Source organism: Enterococcus camelliae, assembly GCF_042685105.1.
Lineage (GTDB): Bacteria > Bacillota > Bacilli > Lactobacillales > Enterococcaceae > Enterococcus_G > Enterococcus_G camelliae.
This window is the reverse complement of record NZ_JBHUMO010000046.1, coordinates 40616-55634: the sequence shown is the minus strand read 5'-3', so window position 1 is coordinate 55634 and position 15019 is coordinate 40616. Positions and strand designations below refer to the sequence as shown.

Below are 15019 nucleotides of genomic sequence, written 5' to 3'. Positions count from 1 at the left end.
TTACAATCAAAAACAACACCAACTGTTCTTGTTTTAAGTCGTCAAAATTTACCAGCGATCAAAGGAACAAAAGAATCGGCTGATGATCAGGTGAGCAAGGGTGCTTATGTAATTTCAGCTCAGCAAGGAGCAAAACCCGAAGGAATTTTAATTGCATCTGGATCTGAAGTAGCCTTGGCAGTAGATGCGCAAAAAGTGCTTGCTGAAAAAGGGCACGATGTCTCTGTGGTATCAATCCCAAGTTTTGATTTATTCGAAGCACAATCAGATGAATACAAAGAATCGGTATTACCAAAAGCTGTTAAAAAAAGAGTAGCGATTGAGGCGGGTGCTTCATTCGGTTGGCAAAAATATACCAAATGTAAAGGGAAAATTATTTCAATTGATCATTTTGGCGCTTCGGCACCTGGAAATATTGTATTAGAAGAGTTTGGCTTTACAGTTGATAATGTTGTATCTGTATACCAATCCATTTAAATTGTGTAGATATCCGAAAAATCATTCGAGTTAGAATTTCTAACTCGAATTGTTTTTTTATTTTAAAAAATTTTTTACAATCTTTTTAAAGTCTTTTTTGTTCGTTGACGAAAAATAAAAACTTTAAAAAAATTTTAAAAGAACTTTATGGACGGAATGTTTGTTTTCTGAAGGATTTAAATTTATACTATCTTTATAAATTCTTTAGAATTCATTTTTGTAGATAGATTTAGTAATAGGAGGAAAAGATGGTTATAAGAACAAGAAGTGAACGACATATTAAGAAAACCGTTGAGAACAAATCAGTATTCAAACATGCATTGCCTTTGGCAGGAATTGCGATGGTTTTGACACCTACAATTATCTCATTGGTACCGAGTACGGTAAGTGCAGATGAAACAGGCGTGTACAATGCTCAAAATCTGATTAATCAAATTAGTAGCGCCGCTTCTGAAATTGCTAATCAAAATGATTTATATGCTTCTGTTATGATTGCTCAGGCATTATTAGAAAGTGGCAATGGTAGCTCCGTCTTGTCTAATGCCCCTTACTATAATCTATTTGGAGTGAAATCTTATAATGGTGGCGCAACTGTTTGGTTACCAACGCAAGAATATTTAAATGGTCAATGGGTAACGATGACGGAACCGTTCAGACAATACAACTCGTATTATGAGTCGTTGATTGATCATGCCAATGTATTACTTGCTTCAAGCACGGTAACTGGTCAAGCGCGTTATGCAGGTGCATGGAAAAGCCAAACTTCGAGCTATTATGATGCAACGGCTTATTTGACTGGACGGTATGCAACGGATCCAAGTTACAATCAAAAACTCAATAGTTTGATTCAGCGATACAATTTGACACAATACGATACACCTTCTTACTATAATCAAACAACAACCACAACTACGACAACAACCAATACGACTACCACTACAACAAGTACCTATCAGGCAACGACGACCTATACAGTTGTTCAAGGGGATACGTTGTGGGCGATAGCACAAAAATATAGTATATCGGTCGACCAACTGGTGGCTCAAAATAATATATCTGGAGAGTTAATAGTTGTTGGTCAACAATTAACCATTTAAATAAATTGGTGATTCAATTTTTGAATCACCAATTTATTTTGTTTCGTTGCTTTGAAGATATGTTTGCTATAAAATCAAAAGAAAATAAGGAGGATATGTCATGACAAAAATATATGAATCAATTACTGAATTAGTCGGTCAAACACCTATTGTAAAGTTAACGAAACTTGTTTCTGAGAACGACGCAGATGTGTATGTGAAGTTAGAATCATTCAATCCGGGAAGCAGTGTAAAAGATCGAATAGCCTTAGCAATGATTGAAAAGGCAGAAGAAACAGGGCAATTACAACCCGGAGCAACAATTATTGAACCAACTTCAGGAAATACGGGGATTGGCTTGGCGATGATTGGCTCTGCTAAAGGGTATAAAGTCATTATTGTGATGCCAGAGACAATGAGTATTGAACGAAGAAAACTAATGCAAGCTTATGGAGCTGAGTTGATTTTAACTCCAGGAAGTGAAGGAATAAAAGGTTCGATTGCAAAAGCAACTGAGTTGGCTGAAAAAGAAGGCTATTTCTTGCCATTACAGTTTGAAAACCCCGAAAATCCTAAAATTCATGAAGTGACAACAGGACTGGAAATAGTTGATGCGTTTAAAACAATCGGTTTGGACGCATTTGTATCTGGAATTGGTACGGGTGGTACAATTACAGGCGTGTCTAAAGCCTTGAAAAACACATTCCCAAATGTCGATATTGTAGGCGTTGAACCGGCAGAATCTGCGGTACTTTCTGGGGGAGAACCTGGTCCTCATAAAATTCAAGGAATTGGCACTGGTTTTATTCCCAAAGTTTTAGATACATCAGTTATCGATGAAATAATTGCTGTTCCCGGCGATGATGCAATCCAAACAGCTAGAGAAGTGGCTCACCAAGAAGGCTTTCTAGTGGGGATTTCTTCTGGAGCTGCTGTGAATGCCGCTTTACAAGTGGCGAAGAGATTAGGCAAAGGGAAAAAAGTTTTAGCGATTCTACCAGATAATGGTGAAAGATATTTATCAACAACTCTTTATGATTTTGAAGCGTAACAATTAAATTGATAGCAACGAGTAGAATGGATAGAGGAGAATCAAACATGCTCCCTGTCTTTGCGTTCTATTCGTTGTTTTTTTAGCGCTTGTTTCAGGAGAAAGTTGTAGAAAAAAAGTCATAAAAATAGTATGATAGGGGAGATAGAAAGGGAGGATTGCCTTGACTGCCACCTTAGATTCAATCATTCATTCTTTAAAGAAAAAGAATATACGAATAACACCACAAAGGACTGCAATTTTAGAGGTTTTAATTCAATCAAAAAATCATCCTACAGCTGAGGAAGTTTACAAACAAATTGAATTAGATTTTCCAGGAATGAGTGTTGCAACGGTTTATAACAATTTGCGATTGTTTACAGATTTAGGTTTTGTTAAAGAAATGAGTTATGGTGATAATGCAAGTCGCTTTGATTTTACGACTGATTTGCATTACCATGCAATTTGTTCAAAATGTGGGAAAATTACTGACTTTCACTACCCAAATTTAGATGATGTTGAGATTGCAGCAAGCAAATTGACCGGATATAAAATTGATAGTCATCGCTTGGAAGTCTACGGACTCTGCCCAGATTGTCAAGAAACTGAGTCAAATATAAACAAAACCACGAATTCGTAAAGGGAAAACGATCTATTGTTTTCCTTTTTTCGTTGGTTGACTTCACAAAGAAAGTAGAGGAAATAGATGGACAATTATATGATGAGTTATATTTCAGCTGGTCAGTCGACAATTTCAAATATTTTTATCAATCATTATCGACAGTTAGGGATTGATGAATTGGAGTTTTCACTGTGGTTACAGATCTACGCGCAACATCAAGCTGGTAAAGCAATGATTGACTTCCATCAAATAGCAGATGATTTACAATTGGACGTAAAGCAAGTCTATCAAGTAGTCAATCAGCTGATTCAAAAAAACATGGTAATTATTTTCTCTGACAAACAAAAAAATGGACAGCTGACGGACGGTTTTTCATTGGAACCGGCCTATGAAAAACTTCAACAGTGGCTAAAGCAAGAAGAACGGAAAAAAAAGCTTTCAAAAACTGAAGAACAAGTGAAGCAGTTGTTTCATCTATTTGAAAAAGAATTTGGGCGACCACTCTCTGGAATTGAATTTCAGCGAGTTCACCAATGGTTAGAGGATGATCATTATTCACCTACGTTAATTGAACTAGCTCTTAAAGAAGCTGTTTTAAATCAAGTTTATAATTTCAATTATATTGATCGGATTCTTTTGGCTTGGGAACGAAAAAATATTCGCACAAGAGAACAGGTTGTTGAATCACAAAAAAATAGACAGCGAAAGAAACTTCAAAACGAAAGCGAACAGGCCAGTAATCAGAGCAATAATCCGCTACCGAAAATCACATTACATAATTGGTTAGATGAGGAAGAGAATGATTAATAAACAAAAAACATTGGCTGCACTTCAAATGATGATGGACATGTATCCAAATGCGCATGGTGAATTAGTTCATAAAAATGCGTTTGAATTATTAATCGCAGTCATCCTTAGTGCGCAAGCGACGGATGTCTCCGTTAATAAAGTCACCCCTGCTTTATTTGCTAATTTTCCTACTCCATCTGCCTTAGCAAAAGCAGATGAGAAAGAAATTATCCCCTATATTCAATCAATTGGTTTATTTAGAAATAAAGCCAAGAACCTACAATTATGTTCTAAAAAACTAGTTGATACGTTTCACGGAAATGTACCAGAAACGCGGGAAGAATTGATGTCGTTAGCTGGAGTGGGAAGGAAAACAGCCAATGTTGTGTTAGGAGATGCATTTGGTATCCCGGCAATCGCAGTTGATACGCATGTTGAAAGAATAAGCAAAAGATTGAGAATTTGCAAACTAACGGCAAACGTCCTTGAAGTTGAAGAAACATTGATGAAGAAAATACCAAAGAATTTATGGATACGCGCGCATCACACAATGATTTTTTTTGGTCGTTATCACTGCACAGCACGGACCCCTAATTGCCAATCTTGTCCGTTATTAGACCTGTGTCAAGATGGAAAAATGAGAATGAAGCAACATCGTTCTTAGCATAAAATTTACACCAAATATCCGGCTAGTCGGATGGATTGATAGGAAAAGCCACTCTTTGGGAGGCGCATATCCAAGGTTTCAATCGACTCACTAGCCGGATATTTGGTGTTTTTTTATTGATTTGCACTAGAATCTGACGAACTGGTTGACTGTGCTGTTTCTTGAGTAGCACTGCTACTTGATGTTTCACTTGTTTGCGAACTTGTTGTAGTGCTGGATGATTCCTCAGATGTTGAGGTGCTGCTACTTATTTCGCTAGAAGTGGAACTGCTTTCTGTCGTAGTACTCGAACTTGATGGCTGGGTTGTAGACGGTTGAACGGGTGCTTGATAATGATCTTTAAAGTACAGTTCATTTCCAACTCTGATTAAATCAGAGGGCATTTCCCAATCCGTATTTTCTACCGAAGATGATACATAGGTCATAAGTTCTCGATATACATCGGTTGCTACGTGCGCAGATTCGCTTGTGACAGGATCTAAGATATTTTTATAGCCAATCCAAACAGCCATTGAATAGTGAGGCGTAAATCCTACGAAAGTTGTATCAGGATAGACGGCGTAAGGCGATGTTATCTGAGCCAACTGATCATCTGTATAGTTAGATGTTCCGGTTTTTCCGGCTTGATATAAGCCATTGATTGCTGCATTATTTCCTAATCCACTGATTACATCTTTGAGAATATCAGTAATCATATAGGCTGTACCTGGATCCATTGCTTTTGAACCTTCAGGATTATAGATTTTTTCTGTTCCGTCTGGAAAAACAATTTTATTAACATATTGTGGTTTATAATACGTTCCACCATTGGCAAAAGCGGCATAAGCGGCGGCCATTTTTAAACTAGATACGCCATATTTTGTTCCATCTTGTGCAGTATTACTAGAAATGGCATTGGCTTGTGAAATCGATTTGTATTGGATGTCTAATCCACTAAGAAATTTGCTAACATCATCAACGCCAACGTCTGCGAATAGTTTAGCAGCTGGTACATTTCGGGACAGAGCTAAAGCTCTTCTTAAGGTTAGTGCTCCATAATATTGATTATCCCAGTTTCTTAAGGAGACGTCAGAGTTTTCATATTTATATGGTTCATCAGTGATATATTTTCCAGTTGAGTAGTGTAGGTATTGAAAGGCTGGGCCATAATCCGTAATTGGTTTGACAGTCGAACCGAAGTCTCTTTGAGTGCTAACCGCTAAATTGGTTCCTAAGCGGGTATCTTCTGGTACATTTCTCCCACCAATTTGTGCAACTACTTTCCCTGTTGCAACGTCAATTAAAGTTGATGCAACTTGCATTTCATTGTCAGGGTAATTAACATACTGGTCTGAGTTGACAATGGTGTACAATTGCTTTTGAGCATCAATATTCAAATTGGTATAAACTTTTAGGCCAGCGGTATCAATGTCTTTTCCAGTTTTTTCCTTCACTTCCTCTTTCACTTGTCTAATATAGTTATCATAGTATTTCCAATTTGAATCACTTGGCGTTAATTTTTGGAGGCCATCAGATATATCTGTTTTTATAGCTGTTTCGTATTCAGCTTTCGTGATTTTTTTGTTATCCAGCATTGCTTTTAAAACCAAATTTCTTCGCCCTTCAGCAGCTTCCTTATTGACGTAGGGATCGAAGTAGGACGGGGCATTTGGTAAGCCGGCAAGCAAGGCAGTTTGTGCCAAGGATAATTCCTTTAATGGTTTCCCATAGTAGGTTTTACTGGCAGTTTCCATACCATAAACGCCATTTGCCATGTAAACTTTATTAATGTAATAGGTAAGAATTTCTTGTTTTGATTTTTTTCGTTCTAACTGAATAGCCAACCATGCTTCTTGGGCTTTTCGCTTGAATGTTTGATCTTTTTCACTTGTTGAAAAATAAGAGAGTTTCACTAGTTGCTGAGTGAGGGTGCTTCCTCCTTGTTTTGTTCCTCTGAACACATTTGAAACTGCCGAGCCGACGATTCGAATCGGATCGACGCCAATGTGTTTGTAAAAGCGTTTGTCCTCGATGGATACAATTGCATCGGCCAGCTGTTCAGGAACATCAGTTGGTTTAATCTTTACACGATTTTCTGTCCCAATATCAATGAAGTTTTCATTATTTGAGGCATATAATTGTGAAGAAACGGTTGCATCAAGTGCGTTATCCGTAAGTTTTGGCGTGTCGCGAATATAAAAGGCAAAGAGAGCAACACCTGCTAAGAAAAGAACACATCCTATAAACACTGCTGATAAGAAAATTTTTCCAAAAATCGTTTTAAAATTTTTGGGGCCTTTCTTTTTCTGTGGGTTCGTTTTTGAAGTCTTAGTTGTCGACTTCATTCGTTGCCCTTTTTGATGACGATTCGTCCTTGATTCATTTGCCATAATGATTCTCCTTTGTCTGAATGTAAAGGTCAATTGCTTGAATATACGGGATTCTTGGGGCGATTCCCATTGTTAGCTCAATCCCTTCTTGAGCAATGGTTGTTAATGGAATGGATTGGCGTTGATTGGTCTCCCAAATAGAAATTAGTAGGTGACTTGGAAAAAAGAAACACCTTTGTAAAGATGAAAACCATAACAAAACGAAGCAAATCCCATCTTGTTTGATACAATTTTTCATGTGAGTAATTTGATGCTGATGAAAGTTTTTTAAGGGGAACGATGTCTTATTTTTCGTTTCCTTTGCCTCAAAATCAAGATAAAGGCCCTTATAGACGCCATTATAGTCAGTGGTTGAGGCTTCTTTAAAGTATGCTTCACGGATGACGGCAGCGCTTCTTCGAGGATAATCAACTGCAACTATTTGGACAGGAGTGGGTTTTTTATGAACCACGGCAATGTTTCGATTCAGATAGTACTCATTGCTCACGTTAATTGCTTCTTCAAATCTCATGCCACGATTAGCAAAATTGCTTTTTTTGCTTTCTTCCAGTATCTTATGTTTGTTTAGTTGTTGATCGGTCCGAGTTTGACCGTTTGGATAACGTATCACCACTTCTATCACACTCCTGTCAATCAGTATACCAAAAAGCTAGAAATAAAGGAAAGAGGATGTACGTGAAACGCTTAGTTATTACGGGTTACCGTTCTTATGAATTAGGGATATTTCAAGAAAATGATCCAAAAATCGCGATTATTAAAAAAGTGTTAACTTCCCAAATTAAGCAATTTATTGAAGAGGGGTATCAATGGTTTTTGATAGGGGGAGCTTTAGGGGTTGAGATTTGGGCTGGACAAGTATTGGTTGAGTTAAAGAAAGAGTATGCTGAAGTGAATTTAGGTATCGTTTTTCCTTATCAGGATTTTGGGATTAAGTGGAATGAAAAAAATAAAAATCAGCTAGCAGATTTGCTAAGGGACGCGGATTTTGTCGATAGTGTTAGCCATTCAACCTATCAAAACAAAACGCAATTTCAAAATCATACCCGTTTTTTACTTTCCCATTCAGATGGCTGTTTTTTGATATACGATGAAGAATTTGCTGGAAAATGTCAGTCTTTTTTTGAGGATGCCAGAGTGTATAAGGAAAGCCAAAATTATTTTATCGCACAAATAACAATGGATGATTTGCAAAATAGCTTATTAGACAACGGATTTTGATTGATTTATGAAAGAATTTTCGATATTATACTAGTTAGGTATGGTATTTTAGGGAAGAGGTGTACAAATGGCAGATTTAATTTATTCGCCAAAAGATATTTTACAACAAGAATTTAAGAATAAAATGCGCGGGTACGATCCAGTTGAAGTGGATGAGTTTTTAGATAACGTGATTAAAGATTATGAAACCTATGCAAAAAGCATTCTTGAATTACAAGAAGAAAATGATCGTTTACATGCAAAGGTTGCGCAATTAAGTAAGACACAGTCGGTTGTAAATGCGCGAGTTCAATCCGAATTACCGAAAAGTCAGACTGTAACGAACTTTGATATTTTAAAACGATTATCCAATTTAGAAAAAGAAGTATTTGGAAAAAAATTGCATCAGGAAGTAAAAATTGAAGAAAAAACTGCTCCGATTATAGCTGAGAATTATACTCATGCTGAATTGGAAAATGACAACGAACGAACAAGACAGTTTTAAATTTTTTTTGTGGTTTTCGGATAATCGCGGTTTAGATTACCTAAACTGAGGAAAGTCCATGCTCACACAAGCTGCGATGCTTGTAGTGTTCGTGCCTAGCGAAAGCATAAGCTAGGGTACCTGATTTTTCAGGTAACGGCAGGAAAAAAGGCTAAGGTCATTTGGCTATGCTTGAGTATCCTTGAAAGTGCCACAGTGACGAAGCAAATCAAGAAATTGATTTGGTGGAACGCGGTAAACCCCTCGAGTGAGCAACCCAAACGATGGTCGGGGCGCTTTTTGGAACGGAAATGAACGGAACAAAGAGGCAAGAGATTGCAGATAGATGATTATCCAAATTATTTTGCTCCCTGTAAAATAATTGGACAAAACATGGCTTATAGAAAATCACAGTAATCAGGGATTCCTTCCGTTTGGAAGGTTTTTTTTTGCAAGAGGAATGAACGAGCGTAGCTACGTAAAATGAGTAGAGGTATTCATTTGATTGATAAATAAGGAGTGAACTATGAATAATAATCAAACATTTCAATTAGTGGCAACAGCTGCTAGCGGTTTGGAAGCATTAGTCGGAAAAGAACTACGTGCATTAGGCATCGAGTGCCAAGTTGAAAATGGGCGTGCCCGTTTTGAAGGAACTATAGAAACGATTGCCAAGACAAATCTATGGTTAAGAACTGCAGATCGAATTAAAATAGTGGTTGGAGAATTTGACGCCTATTCATTTGATGAGCTATTTGAAAATGTTAAAGCGTTACCTTGGGAATCTCTTTTGCCATTGGATGCAGAATTTCCAGTTGCAGGTAAGTCAATTAAATCAAAATTGTATAGTACGCCTGACTGTCAGGCGATTACGAAAAAAGCAATTGTAACGCGTCTAAGAGAGTATTACCACCGTCCCGCCACTATTCCATTAGCGGAAACGGGGGCTATGTTTAAAATCGAGGTTGCTCTTTTAAAAGATCACGTCATGGTTACACTAGATACCACTGGTTCAAGTTTGTTTAAAAGAGGGTATCGTTTAGAAAAAGGTGGCGCACCCCTCAAAGAAAATATGGCGGCTGCGTTGGTCCAATTGACCAACTGGCGAAAGGATCGTCCACTCGTTGATCCGGTATGTGGATCAGGTACGCTGTGCATTGAAGCTGCGTTAATTGGGCATAATATTGCACCAGGGTTTAATCGTAGCTTTGTTTGTGAAACGTGGGATTGGGTAGATAAGGAAGTTTTTACGTCCGTGCGGAAAGAGGCAGAAGAGCTTGCTGACTACGAGTGTCAATTAGATATCACAGGAACCGACATTAACGGAAAAATGATTGAAATTGCACAAGCAAACGCGGATGAAATTGGTCTGGGTGATTCTATTACGTTTAAGCAACAAGCTGTCAAAGACTTTAAAACCGATAAGCAATATGGCGTAATTATTGCGAACCCACCCTATGGAGAACGGTTAGGTGAAGAAGAATCTGTACACAAATTGTATCAAGAAATGGGACAGGTCTTCCGACCGTTAGATACATGGAGTAAATATATTTTGACGAGTGATTTGCAATTTGAAAATTACTATGGCCAAAAAGCAACCAAGAAGAGAAAACTTTATAATGGTGCTATACGCACAGATTATTTTCAATACTGGGGAAAACGCCCTCCAAAAATGAACAAAGAAAAGGATGTTGAATAATGAAGGAAGCCACTTTTTTAAAAGAATTAAAAGAATTGGATTTATTGCAACAAACACTTGCTATTTTAGAATGGGATTCTCAAACTGGGATGCCAGAAGAGGGCAGTGAGTACCGAGGCGAAACGACAGGTTATTTATCAGGATTGTACTTTGAAAAGAAAATTGGTTCCAAAATGAAAGATGCTATCGAGTACTTTGACCAACATCCTGAAGAATTATCAGAAGTAGGTCAAGCAGCTTTAAAACTCGTAAAAGAGGAATATGAATTAAATCATGCTGTACCAAATGAATTGATGGTTACTTTTTCAGCTGCTACTTCTAAAGCGCATGGTGCTTGGCAAAAAGCAAGAAAAGAGAATGATTTTGCTTTCTTCAAAGAGGCATTAGCCGAAAATATCAGATTGACAAAAGAATTGATTCCTTATTGGAAAAAAGAAGAAAAAAATGATTATGATGTGTTGCTAAACCAATATGAACCAGGAATGACAACGGCAATTCTGGATGAAGTATTTGCCGAAGTACGTAAAGGAATTATGGCCATTCGTCAAGAGTTGAATGAACGTGGAACAAAACCAAACACAGACTTTTTATCACGTACTATGACAAAAGCGCAACAAAAACGATTTATCACCAAGGTGGTAACAGACTTAGGGTACGATTTTTCAAGAGGTCGCTTAGATGACACCATTCATCCATTTGCCACGGGAATCAATCACCGGGATGTTCGTATCACTACGCGTTGGAATGAACAAGATTTTATGATGGCCATTTTTGGTATTATTCATGAAGCGGGTCATGGAATGTATGAACAAAATATTGATGAAAAATATGAATATACACCTGTCCACGAAGGGGCATCGATGGGAATTCATGAATCACAATCACTGTTTAATGAAATTATTATCGGGAGCAATCGTTCATTCTGGCAAAAACAATATCCGTTTTTCCAAGAGTGTGCAGAAGGTACTTTTGACGATATTGCATTTGACGATTTTTATCGCTCATTGAAAAAATCACAAGCTAGTTTGATTCGGATTGAAGCAGATAGCTTAACCTATCCATTGCATATTATCATTCGTTATGAAATCGAAAAGATGATTTTTAATGAAGGGGCAACAGTCGAACAGTTACCAGAAATTTGGAATAGTAAGTATGAAGAGTATTTGGGTATTCGCCCGTCTGATGACTTAACAGGAATTTTACAAGATGTTCACTGGTCTGGAAGTAGTTTTGGTTACTTTCCATCTTATGCTTTAGGCTATATGTATGCTGCACAGCTATATCATGCGATGAAAAAAGAATTAGCCGTCGATACTATTTTGTCTTCTGATGATTACTCACCAATTAAACAATGGTTAACTAAGAATATTCATCAATATGGGGCCTCAAGAAAACCAAATCAACTAATTCAAGATGCGACAGGGGAAGCATTAAATCCTCAGTATCTGTTAGACTATATGAAAAAAATCTATTTTGATGTTTATCAGGTAAATCGTTAATGGATGCTTTTGACAAAGTTCGAGAATATAGTCAAGTCCATCTGGCTGGTGATCTGACAGGCCATGATTATAATCATGCGAAACGCGTGTTGTATTGGGTTGAAACAATCATTCAGGCGGATGACTATCACGTGGATGAACTAGTTGCTAAAAGTGCAGCCTTATTACATGATACAATTGATGATAAAGTGGTGATGGATACTAAAAAGGCCCGAGTAGATCTAGAAAAATTCCTTTTAGAGACGGTAAACGAAAACCAGGCATCCGCTATCATGGCCATCGTGGATCGAATGTCTTATTCAGCTAACATTGAACAAAAGCAAACATTATCAATTGAAGGTCAAATTGTGCAAGATGCTGACCGAATTGATGCACTGGGTGCTCAGGGAATTTTGCGAACCGCTTATTATGGCGGGAGGAATGGTCATCCAATTTATGATGCAACGCTCCTTCCTCAAACGTTCGAATCAAAAACGGATTATCGCAAGGGAACAACAGTCATCAATCATTTTTATGAAAAATTACTACTCCTTCCAGATTTGATGAACACGGAAACTGGAAAAAGAGAAGGAAAACGCAGAAAGCGATTCATGGAGATTTTTTTAGACGAATTTTATAACGAAACGAGTCTTTAGTTTTTCTTAGAACATGAGTCGATTTATTTCCTTTTCTATATGAATTTCATATAATGGACTTAAGAGGAGAGGATGAGATGTTTTTTCAACAGGCGATGAAGCCGGACCAATTGTTAAAAGTACTTCCGAACGTTTCTGAGTGTTTCTTCATAGTTGAAGCCGAGTTGGAACAACGTGTATTTCATTTGGCCATATACAAGTATGAAGATTGTTATTTTCGATTAAAAGATGTTCGTGTCTTTCAGCAGGTAAAAGAGATTTTGCAGGAAAAACAAGGGGATCAATCAGAACTATTGCCCTACATTGAGCAGGCATTAGAAGACAATTATTATTTGGTTTTGGATGAATCTTTTGTGCAAATGGATTTGTCTTTGCTTTCGATTGCAAATGTAAGAAAACCAATCTCTTTTTATTATTATGAATTTGTAGATGGTTTCCAAAATAATTAATAAAAACTGTAGTAAATAGATTTCGAGACTACGAAGTGATTACTAGCGTAGAGGTTGTCTCAGGATGGTTATCTATTTATTACGGTTTTTTCTTTCGGTTCATTCCTAAAAAAATCCATTTTTATGGTATACTAAGCAAGATGTTTAGAGAAAGAAGGTGCGTCAATGTTATTTACCTCATTTGCATTTCAGCCATACATAAATGCAGCATTAGCGGAAAAGGGATTCAAACATCCCACTGAAGTTCAAGAAAGATTAATCCCCATTATTAGCAGAGGGAAAAGTTTAGTTGGTCAATCACAAACAGGAAGTGGGAAAACTCATACTTTTTTACTCCCTTTATTTCAAAAATTACAACCGGAAAAAAACGAAGTACAAGTTGTTATTTGTGCGCCGAGTCGAGAACTAGCAGCACAGATTTATCAAGAGGCAAAACAAATTGCAAGCTTCTCTGAAAAAGAAATTCGTGTGATGAATTTTGTTGGTGGAACGGACAAAAAAAGACAAGTGGAACGGTTAGCAAATCAACAACCCCATGTCGTTATTGGTACACCTGGTCGAATTTTGGATATGATTCATGAACAAGCTTTGCAAATCCATACGGCGTTTGCTTTTGTAGTGGACGAAGCAGATATGGCATTGGATATGGGCTTTTTACCTGAAGTAGACCAAATTGCTAGCAAATTGGCGGAAGATATTCAATTTTTAGTTTTTTCTGCAACCATACCAGAAAAGCTCCGTCCATTTCTAAAAAAATATATGCAAAATCCAGTAATTGAAGAAATTGCGTCAAAAACGGTTATCTCTGATTCAATTGATAATTGGTTAATTTCAACAAAGGGAAAAAGCCAAAATCGACTGATTTTACAATTGTTAACAATTGGACATCCCTATTTAGCTATTGTTTTTGCAAATACAAAACAACATGTAGATGAAATTTCAGAATATTTAAAAGAAAAAGGGTTAAAAGTTGCTAAAATTCATGGAGATATTAGCCCTCGCGAACGAAAACGCGTCATGAAACAAGTTCAAAATATGGAATTTCAATACGTTGTAGCGACAGATTTAGCCGCTAGAGGAATTGATATTGAGGGCGTTTCACATGTTATTAATGCGGATATTCCAGACGACTTGGATTTTTTCATTCATCGCGTTGGTCGAACAGGGAGAAATCAGCTTAGCGGGATTGCGATTACTTTGTATGATCCTTCTCAAGAAGCTCAGATTGAAGCAATTGAGGCGTTAGGAATATCATTTGAACCAAAAGAAATAAAAAATGGTGAAATCCAGTCCACTTATGATCGCAATCGACGAATAAAACGAGAGAAAAAAAAGCAAGATGTCTTGGATCCTACCTTGATTGGACTCGTTAAAAAGAAAAAGAAAAAAATAAAGCCTGGTTATAAGAAAAAAATCCAATGGGAAATTGATAAAACAAAACAACAGAAAAGAAAAGTGGAGCAACGACAAAAAATACGTCAAGCCAAAAAACACAAAAAAAATTCTAGTCAGTTATCCTAAAATTAGAAGTGTTAGCAAGTCATATCACTGCAGTGTAGTGAAGATGAGTAGTTAACACTTTTTTTGTCCCTCAATTTAGAAGCTTTTTTCTATGCATACGTTACAACAGAAGCCCAATTTTGACAGTAAAAAAAGGCCAATAAACTTTGGTTCTACTTTGGCTCTACGTCAAATCTTGGCATCGAAACACAAGAATCTCCCTAGAAAAGTATTAAACTATCGAACACCATTGGAACTAGTTTTGAGTTACATAGAAAAAGATGACTTATCTAGCTTAATTTGACAAATGAAACAAAAAAATACTCTACAAAGAGGAAAAGATAATATATAGTGTGTCTATTAAGAAAGGAGAATTTAGCTATGCAAAACATAATTGCAAAGATGGCAAATGCATCAAAATCCTTTGATAAAAAAAAGTTCTTGATGACATTAATATAGAACTTCAAGCTGGCTCCATTTTAGGGTTAATAGGACCAAGCGGAGCTGGGAAGTCGACTACGATTAA

The 15019-nt window shown here is 37.0% G+C and carries 16 protein-coding genes and 1 other RNA gene; 15 read left to right on the top strand and 2 right to left on the bottom strand.

What is annotated here, in order from left to right; translation table 11 throughout:
- The 6 genes from ACFSR0_RS08320 to nth all read left to right on the top strand — a co-directional run.
- Positions 1 to 477 (top strand): transketolase-like TK C-terminal-containing protein (locus ACFSR0_RS08320; RefSeq protein WP_379981774.1); only part of this gene is annotated, 477 nt, incomplete at its 5' end.
- A gap of 248 nt (positions 478 to 725) precedes the next feature.
- Positions 726 to 1574, top strand: coding sequence for a glucosaminidase domain-containing protein (locus tag ACFSR0_RS08315; RefSeq protein ID WP_379981772.1), 849 nt, complete (start codon positions 726 to 728; stop codon positions 1572 to 1574).
- A 100-nt stretch (positions 1575 to 1674) separates the two neighbouring features.
- Positions 1675 to 2604 carry a cysteine synthase A gene (cysK, locus tag ACFSR0_RS08310; protein ID WP_379981770.1) on the top strand — a complete coding sequence of 310 codons (930 nt, stop codon included), beginning with the start codon at positions 1675 to 1677 and terminating at the stop codon, positions 2602 to 2604.
- Between the two features lie 163 nt (positions 2605 to 2767).
- The gene (locus ACFSR0_RS08305) at positions 2768 to 3223 is read left to right on the top strand and encodes a Fur family transcriptional regulator (RefSeq protein ID WP_379981768.1); all 456 of its coding nucleotides are present in this window, start codon (positions 2768 to 2770) and stop codon (positions 3221 to 3223) included.
- A 66-nt stretch (positions 3224 to 3289) separates the two neighbouring features.
- Entirely contained in the window at positions 3290 to 4012 is a 723-nt protein-coding gene (locus tag ACFSR0_RS08300) for a DnaD domain-containing protein (protein ID WP_379981766.1), read from the top strand.
- The gene (gene nth, locus ACFSR0_RS08295) at positions 4005 to 4658 is read left to right on the top strand and encodes an endonuclease III (RefSeq protein WP_379981764.1); all 654 of its coding nucleotides are present in this window, start codon (positions 4005 to 4007) and stop codon (positions 4656 to 4658) included. Before ACFSR0_RS08300 ends, nth begins: the two co-directional genes overlap by 8 nt.
- A 116-nt stretch (positions 4659 to 4774) precedes the next feature.
- On the opposite strand, the gene ACFSR0_RS08290 is transcribed toward nth, so the two are convergent.
- Both ACFSR0_RS08290 and recU read right to left on the bottom strand, forming a co-directional pair.
- The gene (locus ACFSR0_RS08290; RefSeq protein WP_379981762.1) at positions 4775 to 7030 is read right to left on the bottom strand and encodes a PBP1A family penicillin-binding protein; all 2256 of its coding nucleotides are present in this window, start codon (positions 7028 to 7030) and stop codon (positions 4775 to 4777) included.
- Positions 7020 to 7643: a Holliday junction resolvase RecU gene (recU, locus tag ACFSR0_RS08285; RefSeq protein WP_379981760.1), complete on the bottom strand. Its 624-nt coding sequence runs from the start codon at positions 7641 to 7643 to the stop codon at positions 7020 to 7022. The genes ACFSR0_RS08290 and recU overlap by 11 nt, the downstream gene beginning before the upstream one ends.
- A 56-nt stretch (positions 7644 to 7699) precedes the next feature.
- Here recU and ACFSR0_RS08280 point away from each other — a divergent pair, with 56 nt between their 5' ends.
- The 9 genes from ACFSR0_RS08280 to ACFSR0_RS08235 all read left to right on the top strand — a co-directional run.
- Positions 7700 to 8248 (top strand): SLOG family protein, encoded by a 549-nt coding sequence (locus ACFSR0_RS08280; RefSeq protein ID WP_379981758.1) that lies wholly within the window; start codon positions 7700 to 7702, stop codon positions 8246 to 8248.
- Between the two features lie 67 nt (positions 8249 to 8315).
- Positions 8316 to 8732 carry a cell division regulator GpsB gene (gene gpsB, locus ACFSR0_RS08275; RefSeq protein ID WP_379981756.1) on the top strand — a complete coding sequence of 139 codons (417 nt, stop codon included), beginning with the start codon at positions 8316 to 8318 and terminating at the stop codon, positions 8730 to 8732.
- Between the two features lie 12 nt (positions 8733 to 8744).
- An RNA gene (gene rnpB / locus ACFSR0_RS08270) (RNase P RNA component class B) lies at positions 8745 to 9117 on the top strand.
- A gap of 120 nt (positions 9118 to 9237) precedes the next feature.
- Entirely contained in the window at positions 9238 to 10410 is a 1173-nt protein-coding gene (locus ACFSR0_RS08265) for a THUMP domain-containing class I SAM-dependent RNA methyltransferase (protein ID WP_379981754.1), read from the top strand.
- On the top strand, positions 10410 to 11909 hold the full coding sequence (locus tag ACFSR0_RS08260; RefSeq protein ID WP_379981752.1) for a carboxypeptidase M32: 1500 nt from the start codon (positions 10410 to 10412) through the stop codon (positions 11907 to 11909). The genes ACFSR0_RS08265 and ACFSR0_RS08260 overlap by 1 nt, the downstream gene beginning before the upstream one ends.
- Complete coding sequence (locus ACFSR0_RS08255) at positions 11909 to 12544, top strand: HD domain-containing protein (protein WP_379981750.1); 636 nt, start codon at positions 11909 to 11911, stop codon at positions 12542 to 12544. Before ACFSR0_RS08260 ends, ACFSR0_RS08255 begins: the two co-directional genes overlap by 1 nt.
- Positions 12545 to 12621: 77 nt before the next feature.
- The gene (locus ACFSR0_RS08250) at positions 12622 to 12993 is read left to right on the top strand and encodes a hypothetical protein (protein WP_379981748.1); all 372 of its coding nucleotides are present in this window, start codon (positions 12622 to 12624) and stop codon (positions 12991 to 12993) included.
- Between the two features lie 165 nt (positions 12994 to 13158).
- Entirely contained in the window at positions 13159 to 14514 is a 1356-nt protein-coding gene (locus tag ACFSR0_RS08245; RefSeq protein ID WP_379981746.1) for a DEAD/DEAH box helicase, read from the top strand.
- A gap of 428 nt (positions 14515 to 14942) precedes the next feature.
- Positions 14943 to 15019, top strand: a 77-nt coding sequence (locus ACFSR0_RS08235) for an ATP-binding cassette domain-containing protein (RefSeq protein WP_379981776.1), incomplete at its 3' end; no start/stop codon positions are given.

Bases quoted from the DNA above. Each gene is read 5' to 3' on its own strand.
- cysK (WP_379981770.1), top strand. From the start codon at position 1,675: ATGACAAAAATATATGAATCAATTACTGAATTAGTCGGTCAAACACCT.
- ACFSR0_RS08250 (WP_379981748.1), top strand. From the start codon at position 12,622: ATGTTTTTTCAACAGGCGATGAAGCCGGACCAATTGTTAAAAGTACTT.
- ACFSR0_RS08290 (WP_379981762.1), bottom strand. From the start codon at position 7,030: ATGGCAAATGAATCAAGGACGAATCGTCATCAAAAAGGGCAACGAATG.
- ACFSR0_RS08245 (WP_379981746.1), top strand. From the start codon at position 13,159: ATGTTATTTACCTCATTTGCATTTCAGCCATACATAAATGCAGCATTA.
- ACFSR0_RS08260 (WP_379981752.1), top strand. From the start codon at position 10,410: ATGAAGGAAGCCACTTTTTTAAAAGAATTAAAAGAATTGGATTTATTG.
- ACFSR0_RS08280 (WP_379981758.1), top strand. From the start codon at position 7,700: ATGTACGTGAAACGCTTAGTTATTACGGGTTACCGTTCTTATGAATTA.
- ACFSR0_RS08255 (WP_379981750.1), top strand. From the start codon at position 11,909: ATGGATGCTTTTGACAAAGTTCGAGAATATAGTCAAGTCCATCTGGCT.
- ACFSR0_RS08300 (WP_379981766.1), top strand. From the start codon at position 3,290: ATGGACAATTATATGATGAGTTATATTTCAGCTGGTCAGTCGACAATT.
- nth (WP_379981764.1), top strand. From the start codon at position 4,005: ATGATTAATAAACAAAAAACATTGGCTGCACTTCAAATGATGATGGAC.
- ACFSR0_RS08265 (WP_379981754.1), top strand. From the start codon at position 9,238: ATGAATAATAATCAAACATTTCAATTAGTGGCAACAGCTGCTAGCGGT.
- gpsB (WP_379981756.1), top strand. From the start codon at position 8,316: ATGGCAGATTTAATTTATTCGCCAAAAGATATTTTACAACAAGAATTT.
- ACFSR0_RS08315 (WP_379981772.1), top strand. From the start codon at position 726: ATGGTTATAAGAACAAGAAGTGAACGACATATTAAGAAAACCGTTGAG.